Source organism: Prochlorococcus sp. MIT 1304, from assembly GCF_047305015.1.
Classification (GTDB): domain Bacteria; phylum Cyanobacteriota; class Cyanobacteriia; order PCC-6307; family Cyanobiaceae; genus Prochlorococcus_A; species Prochlorococcus_A marinus_E.
The window spans coordinates 1,100,785-1,125,796 of the sequence record NZ_CP138974.1 but is presented as its reverse complement, the minus strand read 5'-3'; the positions used below and the strand labels follow the sequence as shown (position 1 = coordinate 1,125,796).

The following is a 25,012-nucleotide window of genomic DNA, read 5'->3' as shown; positions in this document are numbered from 1 at the left end:
ATCATTAATCAAAAAACATTAATTAGGCAATTATTAATTACTTTATTGTCATGTTTTCAAATAATAAGTATTATTGAAATTAGATAATAATTTTTTTAGGAATGGTTAAATCTTTTTTTGTTAGAGCTCTGTCTCCAAAAATCAGGTTTGAAAAAATCAAGAACCTAACTTCATTAAGAGAATTAAAAGATGAAGAGGGCTTCACACTTGTAGAATTAATTGTAGTAGTGATGATGATTGGAATCCTTTCATCAATTGCAATCCCTCAATTTATGACTGCTGCCGATAAAGCAAAACAAAAAGAGGCAACAGGCATAGTAGCTGCTCTAGTTAAAGCTGCCACAGCATTTCAAACAGAATATGGTGATTTACCTACTGATGCAGGGGACATAGAAGAGTATGCTAGATTTCAAAGATGTAATCAAACTGGTATGGAAACTGAAGGTGGAAAAGTTTGTAAAGGAACTGACCCTGTAGAAGTTCCAGGAACAGCAACTTCTTTTTATTCAACATCAGGTAATTATTTGATTGAATTTCAAACCGCCGACGTTAATAGAGATACTGTTTTTCAGGTAAGAGCACAACCAAATGGTGGTGCATATGCAAATAATGGTAGTGCTGTCACTGGATGTTATAACCCAGTCGATGCGACTTCAAAAGTGTACGAAAAAACTGCAAAAGCAGCAGATAGAGGAAGATTGACCGACTGGAGTGATGCAGAGTGTTGATTAGGGTAAGTTAAATTTAATTCAAGTAATATTATTATATTTTTTATTTTGCACTCACTAATTTGAAAATGCGTTTTTCAAAGAAAGTTTCAAGCAATAGATCTAGAAAGAATAATAAAGGCTTCGCAATACCTCAGATACTTATCCTAGGTATTGGAATAGCGGTTGGTGTAAGCGGTTTAATGGCCGCATCTATATTAAGTTTGACTGGCTCAAAAATAACAAGACAAGAACTTTTGGCCAAAGCCTCATCTTATTCTGGAATTACCAAACTCAGAGCATTATTTAACGATAATTCTGAAGGGCGATTATTTAATTATTTCTGGTTAGTAGATAATTGTTCAGAAAAAGCTGCAGAATGTGAATCTCTAAATATTTCTGATCCAACCAATCAATATTGGGCCGATGATAGTTGGTGTGATGAGGAGGAGAATTGCAATGGTAGACAAAAAGCACCTGTCTGTATTCCAAGTGAAAATTATTCGTGGGCGAATGAAAAGCAAGTAGTAGAAAACCTTTTTAGAAATTCAAATTATGTAGGAAACACACTCCCTAATTCAAAAAGAGACTTCGATCAGGCATTCGATTTAATTTCTACTAAATATATAGGAACAGAAGACTCCGGCATTAACTCTATTTTAATAGAAGGTTTATCAATCCCAAAAGATACTAATAGTATTTCTGGATCAAACAAATTAAGAGTAAACATTCAAGTTAACAGCGAAACTTCAGAAACAGGATTTGGATTTTTTTCGGCAGGTGAAAATAATTCCGATAAAACAGATTCCCTTTTTATAGGAAATCTTAATATTACTCCTTTTAATGAGGCGAAAGGTTCAATTATTTGGAGGATGAATATTAATAATAATGATGAATGTCAAGATTTTCAGGAATTGGCAATGGCAGAAAATGCATCATTACCTGCTAACGGTAATGGAGGAATTTGGATTCAACCATTAAATTTACCAAAACAACCTAGATTAAAAAACGTAATTGATATTGGGACATTAATATGTACCCAAAAAAGATATGAAGAAAATAATTCAAGTTGTAAATTAAGTGCTGGAAATTCACCTCAAAAAACATTCAGAATATATTCACTTTTTGCTAGAGGGCCAGGATCAAAATTCGAAGTATCTACAACGGATTCATCTAAAATAATTCTGGAAATTATGGGTGATATCGATATCAGTAATGAAGGGATTTTTTGTCATAAAAATGGATCGGAATCATGTGGGACTGGAAAGCCAGAAAATTTAACAATATTATTTAAGCAAAGAAACAACTCCAAAATAAATAAACTTGTATGCAATAGAGATAGTAATGAAGGCGGAATAACTCTAAAGAATAATCATATTTACACTAATATTGGTTATCCAATAGACAATGATAGATTGCCTGGACATAGCTTTTTAATTGATAAAACAGGAGAAAACTCCAATCAGAAATTTGGAGCATTTATTTATGGCCCAAAAACTACTTTTATTTCTGATAAACAAAAAAGTGTATGGATTCAGAATAATAATTCAAGTATGATAGTTACCTCAAGGGGTTCTTATGGTTATGTTTCAAGTACTAAAGAAGATTCGATTGAAGGTAACATTACGAATTTAATATTGGATTCTGATTTAACACTTATTCCATATGGAGGGAATCAGAGAAATGGGAATAATCTAGAAATAGTTGGAATAGGTCAGAAAGTTGAAAATATTCCAACAGGTACATTATTTAATACTGCAACTAATAATGTATTTTTAATCTTTGATAATGCAACCTCAAATTACCACTTAAGAAGTTTCCAGAAATTAAATATTAATCGTTTGAACAGTTCAAATCTTCAATATTCTTATCCAAGAGCATTTGCGATACTAGATCCTAAAAATAATTTCAATGATATAAATCTTGGAAACAATTTAGATGAAAACTCATTCGCAAATAGTTGGTTAAATGCATTTGATATCGAGGTAAAAGAAACTAATGAAAACTTTGAAAGAAACTTTTCCGGGGCGGTTTGGGTAAAGAATCTTTGCTTTGATGGCAGCGGAGAAAAAAATTGGGAATTCTCAAAAGACTTCATAGATAAATTAGTTTCATGGCATGGTAATAATTTTAATTGGGGAATAAAATACTACAGAGGTAAATCAATTATTTTATGGGATACCTTAAGAGACTTTAAAAATAATTAAATGAAGAAAAAAGAGAATCCAAAGTTAGTTTTTTGTCGAAGTAATAGATTATATGATTATGGATTCGGACTGGTTGATGCAATTTTAAGTATAACTTTACTGTCTGGAATAATTACTTATGGAGTATATTTTTCTTCTTTAAGACTAGGAACAGTTCATTCTTCAAATCTTATTCGCTCAGTCAATAAAGAAATTGAAAGAGATATAGAAAGGCTAAAATTAGACTTATGGAGTTTATTTTATAGTCAAAATGATGGTAAATATGAATTTTCGAAATTTGAATGTGATGAAATAGCATCAAATATAATTAATTTACCCAGTTGGAATACTCAATCAAATTCATCAGGACAGATGATTCAATCTTGGCGTCCAGGAGAAGAGAGAAGTAAAGTATTTACTGGAAATAAAGTTTTAATAACTAGAGAGCTTTCAATATCTTCACCTATAGATAATGAATCATTAAATAATTCCATTGGAACTCTCAACTATAGGGTTGAATGGGGATCAGAAAATAAACATTGGTTAAGTATTGATTTAACTGCCGAAGCACATAGTTGGTGCGAACAAATAATTTAAAAATGAATCTAAATTTTTTCATACAAAAGATAAAAAATGATAATGCAGGTTTTACTCTCGTAGAATTAATAATTACAGTTGGAATGATGAGTGTTTTATCCGGTGCAATATTCCCAAGTTTTCTAAATTGGATTAGGACTGAAAAAGTAAACTCTTACACAAGAGAGTTAAAAGAATATTTTCGTGTTATAAAGCTAGATGCTAGGAGGTGGGGATCGAGTTGCTCGATTGATATAAACAGAATAGGGGCTAATGGAGTTTTTAATGATAAAAAATACTATGGCTACGAAGTAACATGTACCGATCGTAATACCACGATAAATAATATGGCTCCAGCATTAAATAATTCTATTTTTCAAGTTGTAAATAAAGAATTTTTAATTACGCCAAATGGAAGAATCAGTTCCGACGAATCAATTGTCATTGTAATTGGATCTAAATACTATAATTCAGGAGTAAAAATGCTGAATTGTCTTGTTATACAATCTCCAACAGGTCACATTGTAAAAGGAAAATTTATTGAGGATGATTGGATTACAAATAATATGGAAGTAAGTCAAAAAGATAGCAATAATATTCTCACAAAAGACAAATGCGAATTTATTTAAATGATGAATATTAAAATGCCCCAAAAAGATGGATTTTCCATAATTGAGCTAATAATAGCAGGTGCAATTTCTGTTACAGCAATAGGCGTAGGGTTTTCATTATTACAAATTGCATTAAAAGGAAACAAAATAGACGAGACTCAAATGGGGTTGAATGGAAGAATTAACGACACTTTGGATTTTATTTTAGATGAGGTCAAGGCAAGCAAAAGAATAATTGATAATGAAACAGAAATTCTGCAATTTAATCAAAACTGTACTTTCCCAGATGATAGCCAATTTCTTTTTGGTATAAATCTTCCAGATCAAGCTTTAGTCAGAAGCGATTACGATCCGAAGGGAGGTCAATTTAATTTAAATCAAGTTGAATGTCCAATTGTCTATTCATTGAGAGCTAGCTCAAATAACGAAAAAAAACCATTTTCTCTTATAAGATATGGACCTCAATATAATGAAAGCGGTTATTATATTTCACCCTCATATATCCAGTTTCAAGAAACCACATTATTAGATGGAATTACTGATTCTACCAATTATAAAAAAATCTCTTGTCCTAATAAATGGGGAGACATCAAAACAGTTAAAGGGATTTCCTTCTGTATAGACGAGTTTAAAAAAGCAATTGAAATTCAAATTGAAGCAAGTGATCTTCAAAAAGGGATTGATAAAAATGAAATAAGATCAATAGCATCGATAGGAGGTTTTACATCTATTCAAGATGAGAATCAAATAAACATTTACCAAAATGAACCAAATAATGAACAACTATCTTCTTTTTGTTTTGGTAGCCAGTGTTGCTGGATGGGGATTTGTCTAAAATCTAATAAAGTTACTTACATAATAGATAATTCATTTTTTATGAATGAAGATTATCTTCACCTGAATGGGCAAGTAATTGATGGAAGTTGGGAACAAATTGATGAGCCAGAATTAATATCTCCAACAATTAATGGTAAAAATTTATTCGAATATACAATAAATAGCTTGAAACAACATATTAATAAGCTTCCTTCTTCTAATAATCTTTCAGAAGAAAATAAAATATATATTCAAATAATATCTAATAACGGTTCTTCAAATTATTTATTCGAAGATGGACCTCAAGCACTTACTTCTGAAAATAAAATTGCTGCCTTTAGTTTCTTAAATAATTTAACAGCGGAAGTAGAAACAGCTATTAACCCCTGGGAAGATGTTTGTAGATCGTTAGAATCAGAATATATAGGACAACTAATAATCTTAAGTGCATGGAAGCCTTCAACAATAAAAGCTTCGATCTTGCAACCATGCGTAGGGAGAGAAGATGGAAATTTTGAAGAAATTATTGATGATTATAATCAACTCACAAGGAGTAAATCTGCAATAGGTGCTTTAGTAATCGATAGCATATCTCTTTATAATAATTTCTGCGAGAGTTCAAAAAATATTTTTGCCAATGACTGGTTAGGATCTCTTTCAAAAGGTCCTGAATCCTTCTGCGTCCATATCAAATAGATTAATTAATTTTCGTTACTTAATTTGATTAATTAAATTTGTAGCATCTTTGTTTTTAAATTCGAGATTATAATCTGCAATATTGGATGATTTGTCTTCCAGAACTTTTGGAGTTACTAAAATAATGAGCTCTCTTTTATCTTTTGAAGCTTGTTTTGATCTAAATAAACCCCCCAATAAAGGTAAATCTCCAAGTAATGGTAATTTGTAAGTTGTATCTATATCAGTTTCTTGGATAACACCAGTAAGAACTAATGTTTCGCCATCTTTTATCCGTATAGCACCAGTATCAAGTCTCCTATTATTAATCTTTGAAACTGAACCACATCCAACAATATTAAAACTACCTGAAATTCCAGTAACAATAGGTGTCATTGTAAAAGTAACATAATCATTTTGATCAATACCTAGGATTTTCGCACCTAATTTTACTCCCACAGTTTCAAAACTATAAGTACAAGAACCACCATCGCCTTTTGTTGCATCTACAGGAACCTTATCCCCAATCTCAACAAAACCCTCATTGCCAACCTTTCGACCTATACTACTTCCATCTCCTGCCGAACCAGATGATTCACTTAGTAAAAGAGTTGGACTTGCTAAAACCTTTGTAGTTCCATTTTCAATACTTGCTTCTAACAAACCAAAAAAAGATTTGTTATCAAAATTAGTTGTTCTTTGACTTGAGTTAATTCCTGGATTGGTGGTTGCATCTGTAGAATTTCCTTCAGGGAAAACTGGTAAAAAGCTTCCAAATGCTGATTTAATTTTTCCTTGGCTACCAATTATAAATGCATCGTCTAATTTACCTCCATAATCTTTCATGGATGAATTCTTATCTGACATATTTACATCAAGGACTTTGACGCTTAATGCAACTTGTTTTTGTTTAATGTCTAATTTCTGTAAAAATCCATTAGCTAAATCAATAAGATATTTTTCGCCAACCATTGTTACTGTTTGAAGTCGCTCATCAGTAGTCGCAATTAAGCCTACTAATGGGCCAATAGTTGCGCCATAAACTTTAACTGATGTTTCTGATTGATCAGTAGTAGTAGAAGATGTTGAGGCTCCTTGAACTGCCTGAGATTGTGAGGCTCCAGAAGTAACAGATGTTGTAATCGTGAATGTTTTTGTAACACTAGCTCCTAAATTTGCTAAATAATCAGCAGCTGAGCTGGCACTTATCTGATTCAACTGATAAACATCAGTGCTTCTTGTATCAAAAACAGTATTTCTTACGTTAGGGCCTACATAAAGAATATTATTATGCAATTTTGCTTGCAAACCACTTGCCAATAACAATGAATTAATAGCTTTTTTATAACTTACATCGTTTAAGGTCATCGAAATTAATCTCTGATTATCTACATCATTCTCTTTATTAGGACTATTTTTAACCCATACAAAACCATAATTTCCTATTTCAGCGAGATATTCAAAAATTGCTTTTGCTTTAGCTTGCTTAAATACTAATGAGACAGAGGGTCCTTCAATTTCTAATAAATTTGGGTTAGAAATTAAAGAGGACAATAAATAATTTTGATTTTGAAAAAGTTTATCCTCATTTAAAAATTCTTTAGGGTAATTAAGAAGAATATTTTGAGTGACAATTTTCTTGGGATTAAATTTATTAAAAGAAACATTTTCCGCAGAATTTGCGCTAGCACTTAATAAAGAAGTAAGTGCAAATAGCGAAAACGATCTTTTAAGAGACTTTCTATTAATACGCAAGATATTTTCTTAAATTACTAATAATAATAGCAACATAGGTTAAAATCAACAAAAAAATTTGTTCTTCTTAGTTGGTAACTATTAAAAGATTTAAATAATAAATCAAATTTATTTATTAAAAGAAGGTATTTTTAAAACTAACTTTGTTTCAACATTTCCTGATTCGGAAGTTACATTAATCTTATCTACATCATCTTGTGAAATTAATGGTTTTCCCCCTTTACTTAATGGGATAATTAATGAATCATATTCATTATTTTTTTCAGAAATGGATGTTGATTTTTGTTGAGAATTAACCTCTATGCAAAGTGGAGTTACATTAACATCAAATAATTGAATTTCTTTTAGAAATTGAATAATATCTAAATAATCTGATTTAAATGTTACTTCAAAATAATTATCGTTTATCAATCCTTTTTTTTGAAATTTAGGCTTCTTTTTTACTGATTTAAAATTCTCAGATTTTTTTTGAAAGGTTGAAACTTTACATAATTTTGAACTTTCTTTTCTAACTATAGGGGAGAAAGAATTAATTTTAACGTTTGTCTTCTTTGCAGTTTCATTTAATAGTTGAGTAATAAAGATAATTTGTTCTTTACTAATAAAAGAAGAATTTATTTCAGTAACTTTTGTTTTTATTTCTTCGAATTTAAGAGATTTGTTTTTTAGTTCAGAGGTTTTATTTAGTAAATCTTTTGATTCATATTTGTATTTTTTTGCTTTCTTGAAGGATTCAGTAACTGTCTCTACAGAGGGTATGAATATTAAAATTGTTATTATTGAGGCACTAAAAATTCCTATTGTAGGTTTTAAATATTGAGAGTTACGAATATCATAAAATAACCTTTTGTAGTTTATATTTTTTAAATCATCAATACTTAAATTTTTTATTTCTTCTAAAAATGAATTAATATCGAATTCTTTAATTTTTTTTGTTAATCCAGAAAACAGATTTTTATAATTTTGCAATTTCACTTTAATCAACCTCTTAAAAGTGATTTTAAATAATTAAATCTTTGTAACTTTCTAAGTAAACCATTCGCATTTGATTCTCTATATAAATCCTCACGTTTTTTTATATCAATTTTTGCTGTTTGACCATAAATTTCCAAATCATAGATCGTGCTGACTTTTTCCCCTTTATTGGAATTAGACTCTAAGCGGTTAATTTGATTAATAGTTACACTTTTTTTATTGATGACGGGAGATTCGATAATCAAGGTAATAAATTCGTTTATTGAATCTAAACTATAGGAACTCAAATTAATATCAAAGCCATTATCGCTAAAGGAATAACTATTAATCTTTACTCCCTTAGGTACAGAATTCTGCAGATAAAATGCAAATAAATATGATGTTGTCGACTGAGAAAAATATTCTTCTAAATTATTTAAATTTTTTTTATAACGCTGTTTTGAAGAATTTAAATCTAATAATTTTGAAGAAATAAGTGAGTATTGATTATGGTCAGCTTCAAATTTTTTTATTGTTAAAGTTGGGAATATATTAATTAGGTAGATAACAAAGCTTAAAATTAAAATTAATGATGATGGATAAAATATTTCTGCATTTTTATTAAACTCCTGGTAAAGAAAAAATAATTTTTTATCTATGCTGGCATCTGTAACTAGTAAATTAGGAGGAGCAGGCCTTTGCCATGGACTTAATTTGGAATTTTTAAAGGCAAAGTTATATTTTATACGCATGATGACAATATTGAAATTAAAGAATAGAGACTATTCTCAATAGATTTAGAACCTATTTCATGGATTTGCATTGTTTGAGGTTTATATAAATAATTAGCCAAGTTCAAATTAGATATAGATTTAAAACCTTCTGGTAGATTAATTTCAGAATCTAATAATTTATCTAATCCTTTTCCCATTACAAATATATTTAAAGGTAATTCTTGATTTAAATCTTTCATTATTAATTTTACTGAATTTAAAGCTCTTTCAAAATAACTTTTGCTAGATTTTTTTAAATTATCTGTGATGTATAGGGAATAACCAAATGGTAATTTATAGGAATTTAATCTATCTAAATTACTTCCTATTAATAAAGTTGTTTCTGAAGATTCAATATCTAATAAAACAGTAATTTCCTCTGTAATTTTTGAAGTTATAGAATCAAATACATGCACAGATGCAGGCACTAAACCAATTATTGGTAAATTAACTATCTCTAACGTATCTGTCCAACTCTTAATAAAGTCCTTTTTTGCATAAATAGTTCGTACCAATCCATTTTTAATTTTAACATCGTTCATCCTGAGAAAATCTACAAGTGTATTAGCAGGTAAATATGGACTCTTAGATTCAACCTTTTTGTCAGATTGTGAAATCTGTTTTAAATCAGAGGTATTGAAAGTATGAATATTAAAAAAGGAACTTGATAAAACTAATAATAATGGCGATTCTAAAAGTTCTAAAAGAGTTAGAGAGTCCAGTAAAATATTGGCCAATTCGTTCGTATCTTCTACTAAGGAGTCCCCAATCACATTGCTTGGAACTGGGATTTCATTTAAGGCAATTATTTTTATATTATTATTTAAGTCAATATTGGCACTAACAATAATTAAATTATGGTCCCCATAAAATGCAACACCAATTTTTTGCTGATATCTTTCGTTGTTTTTATTTTTTGCTAATTTAAATTTGCTTCCTGAAAATTTATAATTTTTAATCCTATCAAATACTTCCAGAAAATCATTTCTTAAAGTTTCTAGTTTCAGAATATTTCCAGAATTGTGAGACTTGTTGTATTTTTGGATCTTAATTTTAAGATTTTCTAATTTATTAATTTTTTCAATTATTTTCTTAAAAATCTTTGTTTTTAAAATGGAAGAGTTGGCATGGTTGGATTTTTTGATATTCTTCTCTTTTTTATTTGTAATTTCAAGATCTTTAAATTGATTTAGCTTTTCTAGAATTTTTTTATATCTTTTTCTCTTTGAGATTTCAGAAAGAAAAGAAAAAGATTTTAATTTAGTAAATTTTATCTTTGATAGATAATTAATAGATTTAAATTGCCCAATTTTATTTATAAACTTCTTAAAAGTAGATGTTTTGTTCTTTTTCATATTAGTTTCTCAATATCTACTAAAGAAAGTCTGTAATTTTTAGATCCATTTGAGATATCAACAGTTACATTATCTAATGAAATAAATTGAATCACAAATCCATTATCAAGATAATCTCCAACCTTATAAAATTTTTGATTACTGTCTGTTTCAATGATGGCAAAAAGCTTATTATCTGAATGTGCTAATCCTCTGAATTTTAAAGTTGAATATAAATTTTCTATTGTTGGAAATTCAGTTTTTAAAGGTTCTTGAAAAGGATTTCTATTGAAATTAACTTTGGTTGAAGAAGTATTGATATCTCCTGAGGGCATCGGAATGAGATCTTTCGTAGATTTATCGGGTTGTATAGATTCTTTTTTTATGGGAAGTGAATGTATTTTTTTTTCTTGTGCATTAAGAATTGATCCTTGGCAAAACAAATAAGCCAATATTATTAATAAAATATTTTTATTCAGTGTTTCAAAAAGAAAATTTTTCATTGATCCGAAAAAAAACTGTTGAAAAATATATTTATCTAGACGACTAATAAAAATTATAGCTTCATTTTGAAATAAAGTACTATTAATCCTTATTATATGTCTATATTTAAATTAGGATTTCTTTGTATTAAATTTTTTCAGCTCTCAAAAACAATTCATAGTGAAAAAATATGATTGATACTAATGAAATAAGTAAATTTCTCACGCCTGAATTATGTGAAGATGCAGGGATAATAGTTATTGAAATTGGCGAGGAAACTTTAGATTTAGGAGCAATGAATTTAGATTATATTAAAGTAAAAAAAGTTATCAAAACTATTGAAAGTGAATATAATTTAAAAGTTTCCTTAAAACAAATTACATCTTTAGAATGGGAAACTTGGTTTGAGAATAATCATGACACATCAGTTGAAAAAATTCAAAAAAGTTCAAATCAAAATCAAACTTTAGAAAAAATTAATGATGTAGAAGAAAATGTACTTAATGATGAATATATCAATTATTTTGAAGAGTCAAACACAGAGAGTATTCAATACAATATTCAAAACTCAAATGAATCCTCTATTAATGAGGACATAGAACTAATTGATGATGCTAATGATGAAGCACTTATTAAGTTGGCTCAGGCAAATATTGGTGACGATTCAGAAATGGATAATGATATTTTATTTGGGGAAGAACTTACTGCATCTAATGATCCCGTAATTGCCGGTGTAGCCTCAATTTTAAGTAAATGTTTCACATTAAAGGGATCAGATATTCATGCAGAACCTTTAGAGGATCGCTTAAGGATAAGATATAGAATTGATGGAGTTTTAAAAGAGGCTTTTGCGTTTCCAAAATCACATGTAAACCCAATAATTAGTAGGATTAAGATAATGAGTAAGCTAGATATATCTGAAAAAAGGTTACCCCAAGATGGGAGAATAAGATGTCTGTTAAGAGGAAGAAGATCTGACTTTAGAGTAAGCACATTGCCTGGAAGATGGGGAGAAAAAGTTGTGCTTAGGGCACTTGAGAGTGATAATTCTGTACTTAACCTTTCAAAATTAATTACAGAAAATGATGAATTAAGTTTAATAAAAAATATGTCTAAATCTCCATATGGAATTGTGATTGTAGTTGGACCGACCGGTAGCGGCAAATCAACAACTTTATATTCTATGTTGAGTGACCTTAATAAACCAGGAGTAAATATAAGTACGGTTGAAGACCCAGTAGAATATACACTTGATGGCATTCATCAAGTTCAAGTAATTAGAGAAAAGGGACTTGATTTTTCGAGAGCTTTAAGGTCTTTAATGAGGCAAGACCCAGATATTATTTTAGTGGGAGAAACTAGAGATAAAGAAACAGCTCAAGCCGCAATGGAAGCGGCATTAACTGGTCACATGGTTTTCACAACGTTGCATGCTAATGATACTGCAACAGCAATTACAAGACTTGCTGAAATGGAAATCCCACCTTATCTTATTGGGGCCTCAATCATAGGAGTTGTTGGTCAAAGATTAGTTAGAAAAGTTTGCAAATCTTGTAGTGAATTAAAAAAAATAAACGCACATGAAAATCATTTAGCATTTTCTTTAGGAGTAGAAAAAGCAAGATTCTTAAACAAAACAAATAAAGGCTGCCCCGTATGCAACGGAAGTGGCTATAAAGGAAGAGTTGGTATCTATGAAGTAATGAAAGTTAATGACTCGATTAGAGATTTAATAATGAAGCAATCCAATGCAGATCAAATAAGAGAACGTGCTTTTGAAAAAAATGGAAGAAGTTTACTAAAATATGGTATGGATTTAGTAAGAAATGAACTTACTACAATTGAAGAAGTTGAACGTGTTTGCTTACTCAATGACACTCAATCTGAAGAATTATGAAATTAACTAATCTCATGTCAGAGTTAGTAAAAAGAAATGGTTCTGACCTGCATTTAACAGGAGACAGCTATCCTTTTTTTAGAATTCAAGGACAAATTTTACCAGCATCAAGCGAACAATATACAAGTAAAGAATTGAGAGCAGATCTTACTCAAATTTTAGGCAATGAAAAGCTTGCAAAATTTGATAAGGAAAAAGAACTCGATTGTAGTTATGGCTTAGAGGGGATTGCGAGATTTAGGATGAACATATTTATAGACAGGGGTAAGATTTCATGTGTTATGAGAGCACTCAATACTGAAATTCCAAGTTTTTCAAAAATAGGTCTCCCTGATAGTGTTCAACAACTTTTAAGTAGACCAAGAGGTTTAATGCTTGTAACTGGTCCAACTGGATCTGGGAAAACGACGACACTAGCAAGTGGGATTGACTGGATTAATACAAATTTTGCACACCACATATTAACTATTGAAGACCCAATTGAATTCATCTATAACAATAAAAATTGTTTAGTAAGACAAAGAGAAGTTGGAGAAGATACTATTTCCTTTTCAAATGCATTAAGGTCAGCACTAAGAGAAGATCCTGATATTATATTAGTTGGTGAAATGAGGGATCTGGAGACAATAAGCTTAGCCATTACTGCAGCAGAAACTGGCCATTTAGTATTAGGGACTTTACACACGGCATCAGCCTCTCAAACAATAGACAGAATAATTGATGTCTTCCCAACATCTCAGCAAATGCAAATTAGAGTTCAACTATCTTCATCTTTAATTGGTGTAATTTCGCAAACATTATGTAAAACTATTGATAATAAAAGATGCCTAGCAGCAGAAATATTAGTTAACAATAATGCTATTGCTAATTTAATTAGGGAAGCAAAAGCATCGCAAGTTTATTCTCAACTACAAATAGGAGGAAAATTTGGAATGCAAACTTTAGAACAATGTTTATCTGAACTTGTATCTAAAAGTGCAATTACCACTGACGAAGCCTTATATAAATGTAATAGGCCAAATGTTTTGAAAGGTTTGCTTGAAGAAATTAATTCTGAGATGCCAACATAAATTGATATGAACTTAAATACTACAAAATAATTGTGGATTATAGATACATCGAAAACGCAAAATTAAGAAGGCTTATGCAAAAAGCTAGGCATAAAAGAAAAGTGCTTAATAATCCAAATAGAATTCCAGAACATAAAAACGCGAGAATCACTCAAAAATATAAAAACGTTATACCTATACCTGCAAAAAATCAAAATTTAAGAAAAAAAGAAAAAAATAAACTTTCAATTTTGAAAACTTACGTCGAATTGAAAATACAAGAAAGAAAAGAATTTATCGAGGGTGACATGACTTCACTAAGAAATAAAAAAAAGATATTAAAGCCAAGGTTAATGGAGGGAAGAAAATTAAAAAGTCCTCCAATAAAAGATTTAGCAGTTGCAACAAAACAGCTTTCTTCGATGATTAGAACAGGGTTACCTTTATTAGAATCCCTAAACATAATTGCAGATACATCTGAAAATATATCCATAAGATACTCATTTAAAGAGATAGCCTCAGGCATAAGCAAAGGTTCCACCATGTCTGAAATGTTAGATAAATATCCAGAAGTATTTAATGAAATGTATCGAGCGCTTGTAAGCGCCGGAGAAACTGCTGGATTATTGCCAAACACTTTAGATCGCCAAGCAAAATTATTAGAAAGTCTTGCAAAAATCAAGGGTCAGATAAAAAGCGCTTTAGCATATCCTTCAGCTATAGCGATACTTACAGTAGTAATAGTTTTTATAATGATGCTTTTTGTTATTCCAATTTTTGTAGATATTTATGATCAATCAGGGGCCCCATTGCCTGGGATTACTCAATTTTTAATTAACTTATCAGATCAACTAAGAACAATTGAATTTTATTTCAAAGCAGTTCCATCTGGGTTTGCTATTTATCTTTTTTATAAATATTTATCAAGTAGATCTTCAGTTATTTGGTGGTATGACAAAACTCTTCTCCAATTACCTATCACAAAAGACTTAGTAACAAAATCATGTTTAGCAAATTTTTCAAGAACCTTATCTTCATTAAATAGTGCAGGGGTTCCAATTTTAGAGTCTTTAACAATCGCTAAGAAAACTTTGAAAAATAGGATTTTTACCAGGATCATAGAAAATGCTTATTACGATATCCAAGCAGGTAATCCCATGCACAAAGCTTTTGATAAAGAGTCCGTAATTCCAGTAATGTTTACATCAATGTTTAGGATAGGAGAAGAGACAGGTGAGCTAAGTGAAATGATTACAAAACTAGCTGATTTTTATGAAGATGAAGTCTCTTCAAGCGTCAAAAGCTTAACTTCAATAATGGAACCTTTAATGATTATATTCGTAGCTGTTTTTGTAGGAATCATTCTAATTGCTATGTATTTACCTATGTTCAGTATGATGTCTACTGTGGGGTAAATCCTTGTATAATTTATAAAAATAATATATCTAAAAATATCTCATTGCCAAAGTACCAAACAAGCAATCCAGACAAAGCTAAAAAAATCCCAAAAGGTATTTTTTGATTCCTTTTTATTTTTTTAAAAATTAAACCTACAATCACAAAAATACCAGCCGATATAAATGCTAACCATATAGATATAAATAATCCCTGTATACCTAACCAAGAACCAATCATGGCACCTAGTTTCGCATCCCCTCCTCCAATTACGGGTTTATTATAAATTTTTTTACCTATACGACTTAATAAATTAAAAAATGTAAAACCTAATAAAGAAGCAAGTAATGTATAAATTACATAATTAAATTGATAGAGATCATTGCTAAGATCAATATATAAAGAGGTAATTATTCCTGAAACAAAACCTCCTGAAGTAAGAACTTGCGGAAGCCAAAAATATTTAAAATCTAATATTGCTAAGGTAAATAAAATTACACTAAAAATACATCCCAAAAATATAATTAAATTTGTAGGTTGTTGACTATAAATTGTTGGCTGAGAGTATAGATTAAGACAAAATAAAATGCCTATAAATAATTCAATACTAGGGTAAAAAAAAGCTATTTTATTCTTACAAGCTCTGCATTTACCTCTTAATAAAAGCCAACTTATTATTGGTATATTATCAAACCATTTAATTCTTGAATTACATTTCGGACATCTACTATTGGGATAAACTATTGATTGATTTAAAGGTAATCTATAAATTACTACATTTACAAAGCTTCCTATACAACAACCAATTACAAACAAATATATCAATATTATTTCCACTTGATAATCCTTATAGTGAAGCTGAAAGCTTTAGAAATAAACTCAAAAAATTCTACTATTTTTATTTGTAAATAACAAATTAATGTCTCAACTGATGTTTTAGTTTTGTTGCCAATTTTGTTAATTAATTGCCAATAAAAAAATGATTATGTGACACGATCATTTTGGTTTTTACTTCATAGGCAATTAATCAATATCAAACTTTTTTTATTTTTAAAGTTGCCTAAAAAATCAAACAACTAATAAAATCCAAATTATTAAAATTTTTGAAGATTTTTATAACAAGAATGAGTTCATGTTTTTCCAGAAATTCAACCTTCTTTTGATATAATTAAAAAGTCAAAATTTAAATATTTTTGCCTGGAGGGGTGGTCGAGTGGTTTAAGGCTCTAGTCTTGAAAACTAGCGTGTCTGCAAGGGCACCGTGGGTTCGAATCCCACCCCCTCCGTATTTAGAAAACCTGCATAGGGTGTCATATTCCACCACAGGCAGACAGAATTATTTTAAACCTAGATATAAAGCCAAATTTAAAAGATTATAGAAACTTAGCCTTGTCATAGACCTCCATAAACAATCAGATAGAGTCAATCATTTACTGGGGGATTTACTGTGGGATTTGTTAAAAATTACTGGGGGATTGAATTCGATCTTAAGGTCGAACTAAGATATGGGCAATAAGCGTCTTTTTATAGATCTAATGTCAAATAATTTTTTTTACAAGGCTCTTTCTGTCATTGGAACTTTGGGAATTGTTGTTTTAGCATCAAGTCAAGTTTGGAGTACTCTTAAAAAACAAACTGATGCAGAGTCTGAAATATCCAAGACATTAATCGAATTAAAAAAAGAAAGAAAAGAAACTTTAAACGAAATCAAATCAACAAAATCTGACCTTTTGAAAGAATTAGACTCGTTAAGATTAGGTAGCATAAATGAATTAAAAGCTAATAAAGATAACGCTTTAATTGATTTAAAAAATGCAAGGGAAGAAGCTTTGAAAACCTTAGATTCTTCAATTAATTCAGATGCAAATATATGGCTCGTAATGCGATCCAGCGTCAGTCAGGGAGGTAATGCAATTCATAAAATACCTTTTAAAAGTATGGAAAGATGCCAAGAAGCAGAATTAGAACTTGAGTCTAGTGATGGCTTTGCAGGTAGAAATCGTTTTTTCTTTACGATGTGTATTGATGCAAGATGATTAAAAAATCTATTTTATTATTATTATTAGTATCTAGCTCAATAGTGCTTCCAGTAAAATCTGATTTTGGAGATGCAGACTTTAGAGAGGATATAGAGTCTGGTGGACCAAAAAGTTATCACGATGCTTGGTGTCGACAAATAAAAAATAAATGCCGCGTAAGATTTCAGGGTCGCTCAATGTGGGTAGAAGGACAAGGAGGAATAGATAGATCCCAATTCATATCGGTAAGAAGAGAGACAGAAGGTTATGCAGGTTGGAGTTCTCAGCCCGCAGAATATTATTACTACATAAGATATCTTTCATCTAATAATAATGAGAAAATTGCTCTTTTCCTTTTTTCAAATAAAAAAGCAGGTAGAGATTTTGGAAAAGCAATTGTTCGTTTTAAGTCACAAGATGCAAAGCCTATACCTAATTACCGTTTCCCAAACAGCCAAGGTCCACAAGATACTCACGGTAGAGACAAAAATCTAAATCCTTACGATAACGATCTAATAGAAGATTGGTCTTTAGAATCCACAAAAAAAGGAAAGAAAGGAAATATAAATTGTGATTCTCCTGTATGGAAGAATAAACCTAGATGTAATTAATGAAATACTTACTACTCTCACTGCTAGCTGCTTTCGCTTTACCTATAGAGGTAAATGCTGAGGATAAAGATTTTGAAAGGTGGAAAGAAAGTTACTTTGAAAACTATCCATTTGAATGTGTAGAGACTGGATCCACTCCAGAATATACAAGATGTGAGGTAGAGAGATTACTAAAGTCAGATTGGGAATTAAAAAAAGAATTAAATAATGACCAACTTTGGGAAGAATGGAGAAAAGCAAGAGGGAGTATTTGTTATCACTATCAAAACAAATTCTTTGGGCAAGGAACAGTTAAGCCATTAATGACAATTGCCTGTCAACAACGTCTGAATAGTGAGTCAAAAAGATACTGCATAACTGGAGAAGATAAGCAATGCGGATAAATTTATTAGTCATTACCCTTTTAACAATGCAGGCTCTTTTTCCTATTAATTTATTCGCCTGGGGGGCATATGAGGAAGATAAGAAATATTGTAGAGATGTAGCTTCTTTTGAAAGAAATGAATTTAGTGCAAAGCTATCATATAAAGCTTGCCTAAAAGAAAGAAAGGTCCAACGAGAAAAAAAAGAGAAAAAGATAAGACTTGAAAATGAAGAGAAGAGAATTAAAGACTCAATCTCAAAAAAAAGATCAAAACTTTACACTAAGTACTGCAATGAATTTTTGTTAAAGAAAAAGAATATAAGAGCCTCTATATACAGAGATCCATTAACAAGGGAAGAAACAGAAACAAGAATGCTTGTTCTCTTGAAGGAAATTACAAAGAAACTAAAAAGAAATAAGATCATTAAAAATACTGATTCTTTTGAAGTTAAAATTAAAAAGTTTTGGCACACTCATCATTTTGATCTCCCAAAAAATAAATGTGATGATGTATTTGGATACTAATGAAACGCTTAAATCTTTCAAAAATAAAGGGAAAATCTACTGGGGGATTTACTGGGGGATTTAGTTGATCTAATTCAAAAAATATCGCCATAGGCAGTCATAGACAATCATTAGGGCTGAATGAAAATCACACCCCCTCCGTCCTTAATAAAACGAAACTGAAATTCAACCGAATAATAAAACGCCCTTTTGGTACGTCTTTGTTAAGATATCTTTTATTTGGACTATGAATAAAGGATTTGCCACAGATAATCTAATATCCAAAAAATCGAACAAAAAAATTATTTCAAATGAACCTCAAGGTAGATTAATATCTTGGTCTCCTTGGCCTCCAGCTAATTTTCAGACAAGATATCCTGCTTTCCCTTTTGTTCTTACAATATTGATCATAGTAATCGGGCAATGGTATCTATCCCTACTGAGATAACCTGAAAATGATTTTTTATATTTAAATTTCAGATGAATTGAGTTTGAGAATTTATTTTGTTTTTTTCAATTTTATTATTAGCCCATTTTCAGGCGGCAATCATCCCAATATTATTAGGAATAAGATCGATCAATAATTTCAAACACATTCACAAGAACGAATTAATACCTTTCGGTTTTATTTTTTTAGGATTGGCTTCGATTTCTGAAATGATAGATCATACCCAAACATCATGGATTTATGTAGATCATTCCTCTTTATTTAATTGGTTATTTTATTCTTTCCTATCTTTAGGTCTAACATTTTTATCAATATCAGTTTTAAAAAATAGAATTATTCAAAAAACTAATTTTTGCATATCTTTATGTTCAATAATCTCATATTTTTTATTTGATAAAACTATTGCTCTCCTTTTTCAAGTAATAATAAGTATCCTTCTAATTATTAATTGGCAAAGAGTTTTTAAAGATTGGCTTTTTATTCTTTACCCAATATTTGGTATTATTTTTACGACTTTCTTTGGCACAAGGCTCTCGATTAGTGGCGATCAATTTTGGCATATTTTAATAGGCCCATCTGGAACAATTAGCGTTCTTACCTTTTATTTAGTATTGAAGAGATCGGACAAAAAATTTACTTAAAATTCTTATGAAAATATTTTTATTTGCAAGTTTTATAGTGTACTTAGTCACAATAATCACTCCAGTTGAAAACTTTGCTGATACTGCACTTGATGTTTACATGAATGATTTTTATTCTAAATCGAATGAAGCTAGCCAGATTCTTAAAGAAATCGAAAATAACCTAAAAGAGGGATCAAGAAAAAAAGTATGCTCTAGGCAAAGAGAGGCAGCAAGATTAGGGCTATTAGCTAATAAATCATTAATTAAAGCCTTTGAAATAGAGGGAGCTAATCCACCAATGCAAGCAATAAAGGCAAGTCAACAAAGATGGGAATCTATTCTGAATGAGTGCTGAAGAAAGTCAGTAAATCTATAAATCTTTTTAAATTTGCATTCTTACAGATTTACTAATTAAGGGTATTTCAGGTTCAACTCCATAAATACATTGAGAAATAGAATAAATAAAAATACATAGTGTAAATATAAAAATTATTGAGCCTAATTCAACTATGGGAAATATTCTCAAGAGATATGAAATTATTATCAAAGCAATATCAATAAGTAATGCTTGGCATGCGTTATATCTTACGAAATAGGAAACATTTGGATTTCTTACTATTCCAGCAAACAAAATTATAAATAATAAAAAACTACCAAAAGGCAAAGATTTTTCAATTATTGCTATCGGAAAAGTTAGTAATAATAGTATTTTTAAAAATGAATATTTATAGAACAAATAATATCCAAAAGGTATTGATGCCTTTAATGGCAAAGTATACAAAAATACTGATGAGAGTCTTTGGAATATCTGATTCAATATATTATTGAAATTTCGTATTCATATTTTAACCTAATTTTTTGAACTTAATAAAAAGACTTACTTTCGAAAAAATCAACTTTGGCAGATGGTTGTTAAATATTAGATAATTGATTCAGGTTTATTATTCAAAATGCGTATCCTACACACAATGTTGAGGGTTGGAGATTTAGATAAATCCATTGATTTCTACGTCAATAGATTAGGAATGAATTTATTGCGAAAAAAGGATTACCCTCATGGAAAATTCACTTTGGCATTTGTTGGTTATGGCTCAGAAAAAGAAAACTCAGTAATTGAATTAACTTATAACTGGGACAAAAAATCTGAAGACTATGAGCTTGGAGATAAATATGGTCATATAGCTATTGGAGTAAAAGATATTCATCTAATTTGCCAAGGATTAGAAAAAAATGGTTGTAAAATAACAACTAAACCTAAAACAATGAAAAATAGTACTACTGTCTTGGCTTTTGTTGAGGATCCTGATGGTTATAAAATTGAACTTATTGAAAGAGATTAAAAGCTCAGAAGTTTTTAATTAAATAAACAAATAACTAAAATTTAAAAAGTCTGAATTATCAAATATAAAGTTATCAATTAGCGAAAAAATACTTCTAAGATCACATTGGAAGGATTCTGCAGTTTCATTTATTGTAAAAGATTATTTCTAAGAGGAGGAATTATTAAAAATAAAATTAAAACTTTAAACAATCTATACTTATTCTATTTAGAATATATAGACAATCTATATAGATTTATATATCATAGAATTAGCTTATAAAGTTTATGCCTAGTAATTGGTCAAAAATAAGAGATGAATGGCTTGATAGAACCGCGGTTGCGAAAGATGATGCTAAATGGGCATTAGAAGCTTTAATTAATTCTGAAGAAGAGTTATTTGAAATAGAACAAAAAATAAAGAATAAAGAGAACGCTATAAGCCAAGTAAAATTTTTGAAGAAAAAGGTTAAAGAAACTATTTCCTCTAAAGAAATTAGTCTCGATGATATTGCATTAAATACTTCAAATTCAAACAAAGTTCAGATCTCAGTGCCTTCAAATCTTACTTATCTTTTGAAAGTTTGGGCCGCAGCAGAAGGAAGAGATCTATCAAGTGTTGCTTTTCAATGTTTAGAAACTGGTATAAGGGAAATGAAAAGCAAAGGTTCAATACCTTCAATAGCAGTAAATAGATATGACTCGGCCTGTCAAAAGAGGATTGCACTAGCAGAAGTAAACAATCTATTGGAGAAATACGAATTAGCTCAGGATGAAATCAAATAATTATGAATAACAGAAAAATCATTAAAGGATACAGAACATTAATATCATCAAGATTTAATGTAGATACATCTTTAGATAAATCTAAAGATGGAATAATTTATACTCTTTATTCTGATGCATTAAATTCACTTATAATTGGTTTTGCTGAAAATGATAAGGTTGTAGAAAAAAAATTATCAAGTGGGCCATTGATATTATTGGATATGAAAAAAGGCAAAAAGAAAGATCTATTTTTATTAATAACCACTCTAAGTGAAATTGGCATCAAATATTCAGACAATTTTTATTTCAAATACTCAAGCTCTTTAATGAGACATTTATCTATTTTAGGTTGGCCTGTTGGGAGATCACTTTATAAACAAAGAAAAATTAAAAAAGAACTTATATATGCATAAATTTAAATGTAATCGCACTCTAAGGTTTCTCTGGTTTCTCTATTTGTAAATGGATTAGTTCCAGTAGCACTTTCACAAAATTTCTTAATAATATCTTTTGGCAAAAAAACATTTGTGAAGTCTGCGCCTTGTATTTTTACATTTTCAAACTGAGTACTATAAGCAAAAGAATCCTCCAAGTTAGTATTTGATAAATCTGTTCCATCTAAAACAGCCGAGTCTAAAGTTACTTCTCTTAAGTTGGAGTTACTTAAATTAGTATCTTTCAATTTTGCTCCATAAAGAGTCGCATTTTGGAGCTCACAACCTGACAAATTTGCGTCTTGTAAATCAGTCAAATAGAAAGTTGCTCCTTTTAAATCAGATCCAGAAAAATCAGCCCCTACCAAAGATTGTTTACCATAATCCAGCGCAGCGAAGCTTCTAGAAGGGAGGGTTAAAACAACTATTAAAAAAGTTAAAATTATAAATCTCATTTGTTTGGGTAGTATTTCAATAAATTCTAACTTCTTAAGCTGAAATCTAAAAATTAATTATTTACTGAATGCTATATTTATTGAAATAGCAAATCACGAAATAGGTTTTGGATATAAGTCCTTATGATGCAATTGTTGTTGGTTCTGGAGCTACAGGAGGAATAGCAGCACTTACATTGGCAGAACAAGGGATCAAAGTTTTAGTAATAGAAGCAGGGCCTCAAGTTAAAAGGGATGAAGCTAGTAATCATGAGCCAAAAAGTACATTAAAAAGATTATCAGGACTAATAACAAAAAAAAATGCCAATCAGTGCCAACATCCTGGTTATTGGAAAAATAATCCTGACTTATATTCAAATGAATTGAAGCATCCTTATGACTTCCCAAAAAAAAAGCCATTTCTTTGGACACAAGGTAAACAATTTGGGGGGAGATCATTAACCTGGGGAGGCATAACTTTAAGACTTTCCTCAGAAGACTTTCATCCAGCTAAAAAAGACGGATTCGGGCCAAACTGGCCTATCTCGTACGAAGAAATCTCCCCGCACTATGATTTTATTGAAAATTTCTGCGGAATTTATGGCCGAAAAGATGATATCAAGGAGGTCCCAAACGGTAAATATATTGGTGAGATTCCTCTTACAGAAAACGAAAATGTTTTTGGCAGCAAAGTTAAATCAAAATTAAACTATCCATTTATCCAATCAAGAGGATTTGACCGTAATTCATCTGTAAAAGAAAAAAATTGGCCCAAGTCCTCTAGCTTAGGAAGCTCTTTTAAAAAAGCTTTAGATACTGGAAATGTACAAATAATCTCTAATTACCTAGTGGAGTCTTTTGAGATTAACAAGATAACAGAGCTTGCCTCAAAACTAACGATTGTAAACCTAGAAAATGGATACAAAGAAGTATTGGATTGTGATTTGATTCTTCTTTGCGCATCAACAATTTCAACATTGAGAATACTATTAAACTCAGAATACAAATCAAATTCCTCAGGGTTTAAAGATAATTCTGGGAAATTAGGTAAATATCTAATGGATCACATATCTATATGTAGATTTTTTTCAGTCCCAAAAGCAAAAAACTCAGATAAATCACTAGATAATCCTCCCGATCTTTCTGGAGCAGGCAGCTTCTTTATTCCTTTTGGTTCAAATTTGCCAGAAATTGATGACATAAATTTCCATAGAGGTTATGGGATCTGGGGGGCAATTGATAGATTAGGGATACCTAAATTTTTACAAAAAGACGTAAACAAATCCATTGGCTTTCTTATCGCCCATGGTGAAGTCCTTCCAAGAGAGAAAAACTCAGTTTCTCTCTCAAGAAAAACAGATGAATGGGGAATACCAATTCCCTACATTGAATTCGAATGGAGCGAGAATGAGTTAAATATGGCAAAACATATGGAAAAAACAATACAAAGATCAGTCAAAGCTGCAAATGGGAAAATAAAAAATATTGATGAACTAATGAATATTCCACTAGGGAGTTTATTTACAAAAAATTTGATAGCACTTTCAGATAGTCCTCCTCCTCCTGGATATTATATTCATGAGGTAGGGGGAGCACCGATGGGGTTAAATGAAGAAAATAGCGTAGTTGATAAATTTAATAGATTGTGGAGATGTAAGAATGTACTGGTACTAGATGGAGCATGCTGGCCCACATCATCTTGGCAAAGCCCCACACTTACAATGATGGCCTTGAGTAGAAGAGCCTGTTTAAATATTAAAAAGACTTAGAGGGTGTAAATAATTGATTTAAATAAATTTCTGAGACAGAATTATCTGTACAACCGTTTTGAACGAGAAAAGTAGCTAATGCTGAATTTATAAGCTTATATTGATCCCAAGTCGGGTTACTTAATACGAAATCTTTCATCGTGTTATAAAGAGTTTCTGAAAGCTCTGTTTCTAATGAGACTTTATTTGAAGAGCACTCTACGAGTTTCTTATCAGTTAAATTTGTTTGGCTGATTTGATCCATAAATTTATTTTCTACATCAACAATAATGATATTTTTCTCTAAAAATATCAACAATAATCTTCAGGTAAACTTTTCAAATTATCAAATAAGACTCATGTTATAAGTAGGTTTTTAAAAAACCTCTTTTTCAAATAAGGAAATTGAATAGTTCTTAAAAAAAAGTCAACAATAATGTTGAAGTCCTGTTTTTTTTGAAAAATACTGCCATTTCTAGTCCAGTGTGGATTTGGACGTGGAAAACAACCTGCAAATTGTGGAAAATCTAG

General features: G+C 30.1%; 28 protein-coding genes and 1 tRNA gene. 20 read left to right on the top strand and 9 right to left on the bottom strand.

What is annotated here, in order from left to right; genetic code table 11:
- Nucleotides 1-101: 101 nt before the first annotated feature.
- The 5 genes from SIB45_RS06250 (at nt 102) to SIB45_RS06230 (ending at nt 5,592) form a co-directional block, all read left to right on the top strand.
- Nucleotides 102-728 (top strand): type II secretion system protein, encoded by a 627-nt coding sequence (locus SIB45_RS06250; protein ID WP_413682113.1) that lies wholly within the window; start codon nt 102-104, stop codon nt 726-728.
- 68 nt (nt 729-796) lie between these two features.
- Nucleotides 797-2,914 carry a hypothetical protein gene (locus tag SIB45_RS06245; RefSeq protein WP_011862689.1) on the top strand — a complete coding sequence of 706 codons (2,118 nt, stop codon included), beginning with the start codon at nt 797-799 and terminating at the stop codon, nt 2,912-2,914.
- Nucleotides 2,915-3,490 carry a hypothetical protein gene (locus tag SIB45_RS06240; RefSeq protein ID WP_011862688.1) on the top strand — a complete coding sequence of 192 codons (576 nt, stop codon included), beginning with the start codon at nt 2,915-2,917 and terminating at the stop codon, nt 3,488-3,490.
- A 2-nt stretch (nt 3,491-3,492) separates the two neighbouring features.
- Nucleotides 3,493-4,098 (top strand): Tfp pilus assembly protein FimT/FimU, encoded by a 606-nt coding sequence (locus tag SIB45_RS06235; protein WP_011862687.1) that lies wholly within the window; start codon nt 3,493-3,495, stop codon nt 4,096-4,098.
- Complete coding sequence (locus tag SIB45_RS06230; RefSeq protein WP_011862686.1) at nt 4,099-5,592, top strand: type II secretion system protein J; 1,494 nt, start codon at nt 4,099-4,101, stop codon at nt 5,590-5,592.
- A gap of 15 nt (nt 5,593-5,607) precedes the next feature.
- Here the strand turns inward: SIB45_RS06230 and SIB45_RS06225 are convergent, their stop codons facing one another.
- From SIB45_RS06225 to SIB45_RS06205, 5 genes are all read right to left on the bottom strand, one after another.
- Nucleotides 5,608-7,326, bottom strand: a complete 1,719-nt coding sequence (locus SIB45_RS06225) for a type II secretion system protein GspD (protein ID WP_011862685.1) — start codon at nt 7,324-7,326, stop codon at nt 5,608-5,610.
- A gap of 108 nt (nt 7,327-7,434) precedes the next feature.
- The gene (locus SIB45_RS06220) at nt 7,435-8,301 is read right to left on the bottom strand and encodes a hypothetical protein (protein WP_011862684.1); all 867 of its coding nucleotides are present in this window, start codon (nt 8,299-8,301) and stop codon (nt 7,435-7,437) included.
- Nucleotides 8,302-8,306: 5 nt separating this feature from the next.
- Nucleotides 8,307-9,032 (bottom strand): hypothetical protein, encoded by a 726-nt coding sequence (locus SIB45_RS06215; protein WP_011862683.1) that lies wholly within the window; start codon nt 9,030-9,032, stop codon nt 8,307-8,309.
- Entirely contained in the window at nt 9,023-10,408 is a 1,386-nt protein-coding gene (locus tag SIB45_RS06210) for a hypothetical protein (protein ID WP_011862682.1), read from the bottom strand. Before SIB45_RS06210 ends, SIB45_RS06215 begins: the two co-directional genes overlap by 10 nt.
- Entirely contained in the window at nt 10,405-10,890 is a 486-nt protein-coding gene (locus SIB45_RS06205; RefSeq protein WP_011862681.1) for a hypothetical protein, read from the bottom strand. Before SIB45_RS06205 ends, SIB45_RS06210 begins: the two co-directional genes overlap by 4 nt.
- Nucleotides 10,891-11,060: 170 nt before the next feature.
- Between SIB45_RS06205 and SIB45_RS06200 the strand changes: the two genes are divergently transcribed.
- From SIB45_RS06200 to SIB45_RS06190, 3 genes are read left to right on the top strand one after another with little or no spacing between them, the layout of a single operon-like run.
- A complete protein-coding gene (locus SIB45_RS06200) occupies nt 11,061-12,767 on the top strand; it encodes a GspE/PulE family protein (RefSeq protein ID WP_413682112.1) in 1,707 nt (568 codons plus the stop codon).
- Nucleotides 12,764-13,837 (top strand): type IV pilus twitching motility protein PilT, encoded by a 1,074-nt coding sequence (locus SIB45_RS06195; protein WP_011862679.1) that lies wholly within the window; start codon nt 12,764-12,766, stop codon nt 13,835-13,837. Before SIB45_RS06200 ends, SIB45_RS06195 begins: the two co-directional genes overlap by 4 nt.
- Before the next feature lie 32 nt (nt 13,838-13,869).
- Nucleotides 13,870-15,231, top strand: coding sequence for a type II secretion system F family protein (locus tag SIB45_RS06190; RefSeq protein WP_011862678.1), 1,362 nt, complete (start codon nt 13,870-13,872; stop codon nt 15,229-15,231).
- 13 nt (nt 15,232-15,244) lie between these two features.
- On the opposite strand, the gene SIB45_RS06185 is transcribed toward SIB45_RS06190, so the two are convergent.
- On the bottom strand, nt 15,245-16,048 hold the full coding sequence (locus SIB45_RS06185) for a prepilin peptidase (protein WP_011862677.1): 804 nt from the start codon (nt 16,046-16,048) through the stop codon (nt 15,245-15,247).
- A 362-nt stretch (nt 16,049-16,410) separates the two neighbouring features.
- On the opposite strand from SIB45_RS06185, the gene SIB45_RS06180 reads away from it, so the two are divergent.
- The 8 genes from SIB45_RS06180 to SIB45_RS06145 all read left to right on the top strand — a co-directional run bounded on the left by SIB45_RS06180 (nt 16,411) and on the right by SIB45_RS06145 (nt 20,134).
- A tRNA-Ser gene (locus tag SIB45_RS06180) sits at nt 16,411-16,497 on the top strand.
- Nucleotides 16,498-16,716: 219 nt separating this feature from the next.
- On the top strand, nt 16,717-17,247 hold the full coding sequence (locus SIB45_RS06175; RefSeq protein ID WP_011862676.1) for a hypothetical protein: 531 nt from the start codon (nt 16,717-16,719) through the stop codon (nt 17,245-17,247).
- Nucleotides 17,244-17,840 (top strand): hypothetical protein, encoded by a 597-nt coding sequence (locus tag SIB45_RS06170; protein WP_011862675.1) that lies wholly within the window; start codon nt 17,244-17,246, stop codon nt 17,838-17,840. Before SIB45_RS06175 ends, SIB45_RS06170 begins: the two co-directional genes overlap by 4 nt.
- Complete coding sequence (locus SIB45_RS06165) at nt 17,840-18,223, top strand: hypothetical protein (RefSeq protein WP_011862674.1); 384 nt, start codon at nt 17,840-17,842, stop codon at nt 18,221-18,223. Before SIB45_RS06170 ends, SIB45_RS06165 begins: the two co-directional genes overlap by 1 nt.
- Before the next feature lie 26 nt (nt 18,224-18,249).
- Nucleotides 18,250-18,729 carry a hypothetical protein gene (locus SIB45_RS06160; RefSeq protein ID WP_041484672.1) on the top strand — a complete coding sequence of 160 codons (480 nt, stop codon included), beginning with the start codon at nt 18,250-18,252 and terminating at the stop codon, nt 18,727-18,729.
- Nucleotides 18,730-18,955: 226 nt separating this feature from the next.
- Nucleotides 18,956-19,156, top strand: a complete 201-nt coding sequence (locus SIB45_RS06155; protein ID WP_011862672.1) for a hypothetical protein — start codon at nt 18,956-18,958, stop codon at nt 19,154-19,156.
- A gap of 56 nt (nt 19,157-19,212) precedes the next feature.
- Nucleotides 19,213-19,797: a hypothetical protein gene (locus SIB45_RS06150; protein WP_011862671.1), complete on the top strand. Its 585-nt coding sequence runs from the start codon at nt 19,213-19,215 to the stop codon at nt 19,795-19,797.
- A gap of 7 nt (nt 19,798-19,804) precedes the next feature.
- On the top strand, nt 19,805-20,134 hold the full coding sequence (locus tag SIB45_RS06145) for a hypothetical protein (RefSeq protein WP_011862670.1): 330 nt from the start codon (nt 19,805-19,807) through the stop codon (nt 20,132-20,134).
- A gap of 27 nt (nt 20,135-20,161) precedes the next feature.
- On the opposite strand, the gene SIB45_RS06140 is transcribed toward SIB45_RS06145, so the two are convergent.
- Nucleotides 20,162-20,596: a Tic20 family protein gene (locus SIB45_RS06140; RefSeq protein WP_011862669.1), complete on the bottom strand. Its 435-nt coding sequence runs from the start codon at nt 20,594-20,596 to the stop codon at nt 20,162-20,164.
- Nucleotides 20,597-20,729: 133 nt separating this feature from the next.
- Between SIB45_RS06140 and gloA the strand changes: the two genes are divergently transcribed.
- The 3 genes from gloA (at nt 20,730) to SIB45_RS06125 (ending at nt 22,278) form a co-directional block, all read left to right on the top strand.
- Entirely contained in the window at nt 20,730-21,119 is a 390-nt protein-coding gene (gene gloA / locus SIB45_RS06135) for a lactoylglutathione lyase (RefSeq protein WP_011862668.1), read from the top strand.
- Between the two features lie 266 nt (nt 21,120-21,385).
- Complete coding sequence (locus tag SIB45_RS06130; protein WP_011862667.1) at nt 21,386-21,883, top strand: VHS domain-containing protein; 498 nt, start codon at nt 21,386-21,388, stop codon at nt 21,881-21,883.
- Between the two features lie 2 nt (nt 21,884-21,885).
- The gene (locus SIB45_RS06125; protein WP_011862666.1) at nt 21,886-22,278 is read left to right on the top strand and encodes a hypothetical protein; all 393 of its coding nucleotides are present in this window, start codon (nt 21,886-21,888) and stop codon (nt 22,276-22,278) included.
- Nucleotides 22,279-22,280: 2 nt separating this feature from the next.
- Here the strand turns inward: SIB45_RS06125 and SIB45_RS06120 are convergent, their stop codons facing one another.
- Complete coding sequence (locus tag SIB45_RS06120) at nt 22,281-22,754, bottom strand: pentapeptide repeat-containing protein (RefSeq protein WP_011862665.1); 474 nt, start codon at nt 22,752-22,754, stop codon at nt 22,281-22,283.
- A gap of 107 nt (nt 22,755-22,861) precedes the next feature.
- Between SIB45_RS06120 and SIB45_RS06115 the strand changes: the two genes are divergently transcribed.
- Nucleotides 22,862-24,502 (top strand): GMC oxidoreductase, encoded by a 1,641-nt coding sequence (locus SIB45_RS06115; RefSeq protein ID WP_011862664.1) that lies wholly within the window; start codon nt 22,862-22,864, stop codon nt 24,500-24,502.
- On the opposite strand, the gene SIB45_RS06110 is transcribed toward SIB45_RS06115, so the two are convergent.
- Nucleotides 24,489-24,746 carry a DUF2811 domain-containing protein gene (locus SIB45_RS06110; RefSeq protein ID WP_011862663.1) on the bottom strand — a complete coding sequence of 86 codons (258 nt, stop codon included), beginning with the start codon at nt 24,744-24,746 and terminating at the stop codon, nt 24,489-24,491. The two genes, SIB45_RS06115 and SIB45_RS06110, sit on opposite strands and share 14 nt — an antisense overlap.
- Between the last annotated feature and the right edge of the window lie 266 nt (nt 24,747-25,012).